The sequence below is a fragment of the Haematomicrobium sanguinis DSM 21259 genome (genome assembly GCF_000688395.1).
Taxonomy (GTDB): Bacteria; Actinomycetota; Actinomycetes; order Actinomycetales; family Micrococcaceae; genus Haematomicrobium; species Haematomicrobium sanguinis.
On sequence record NZ_JIAG01000027.1, the window covers coordinates 1 to 1117 of the forward strand.

Below are 1117 nucleotides of genomic sequence, written 5' to 3' on the forward strand. Positions count from 1 at the left end.
ATCATCGGGGGGAGCACGACAACGGTGTCACGATACAGTGTCGTGTTTTCCCCGTTGAAAAAATCACGCAACTGATAACTAGCGTGGGCTGCGGGGCCGGCAGGAACCTCGAACGTGTCAAACTCAATCGGGGTGAGCAAACGCCGCTGAAGCTCTTTATCATTTTCCAGATTCGTCCAGTAATCCATTGGTGTATAGATCGGATCGCTAATGGGCGTGATTGTGAGGATCGCGGTGACACCCCAATCCGGGGCCTCAACCTGAACATAGAGACTCGCGTATGTTGAGGCTTTCCACGCATACACCCACCCATTGAGCTGCGCCATGAACTCTTTCTGAGAAACCGGGCCCTCCCCTTTCCACGAAAGATCTATGGCTTGTTGGCCAATGTCTTTGGACCAGGCTTCCGGGCTGGGATAATTGACCGACTCCCCGGTGTTCTTCCACGCCGAGCTCAATTCGAATCGTTGACGTGTTTTCTCTGACGGGAGGCGTTGGTCCCAATCATCGGGTTTCACTGGTTCTGGGTGTGACGGTTGTTTCTTGCCGAGTCCGAACATGGGTGTGATTATTTTCCTGCCGGTTGAGGTTGCGGTTTTTGTTCGAGGAAGTGCCTGATCGGGCTAAAGATCCCGGAATTAAGATAATCAATGTAGTAGTACAAGAGTGCACCTGCCTCGCCAAGCTCGATGATCACACGTTGACCGCCAGCAGTACGTGCAGACAGCACGCCTAGTCCTTCCGCAAGCTCGGTGAAGTCTTTCACAAACCCGGGCTTACCCTTGAACAGGTTCATGAAGGATTGGCCGAACTGTTGCGGCCCACCACTGACCGCTTTCCAGAACCCCTTGCCGGAGTTCACCGCGGACTCGAACGCTTCACCCCACATGTTCCCTGGATCCTACGTGGAGTGAGGTTAGTCTACTGGTGTGACTTTGAGGGTGTCGGCGATCAGGCGGGTTTGTTCGGTGATGAAGTCCACAACGGAGGGGAATGGTGTGGCTGCGGAGATTTCCATGGTTGCTTGCATCATCGGGGGGAGCACGACAACGGTGTCACGATACAGTGTCGTGTTTTCCCCGTTGAAAAAATCACGCAACTGATAACTAGCGTGGGC

General features: G+C 53.8%; 3 protein-coding genes. All 3 read right to left on the reverse strand.

Annotated elements, in window-relative coordinates; genetic code table 11:
* On the reverse strand, positions 1–560 hold a 560-nt coding region (locus O148_RS16785; RefSeq protein WP_035746314.1), incomplete at its 3' end, for a hypothetical protein.
* A gap of 8 nt (positions 561–568) precedes the next feature.
* Positions 569–889, reverse strand: a complete 321-nt coding sequence (locus O148_RS0113760; protein WP_026531378.1) for a hypothetical protein — start codon at positions 887–889, stop codon at positions 569–571.
* A 27-nt stretch (positions 890–916) separates the two neighbouring features.
* The coding region (locus O148_RS17940) for a hypothetical protein (protein ID WP_169737545.1) at positions 917–1117 on the reverse strand (201 nt) is incomplete at its 5' end.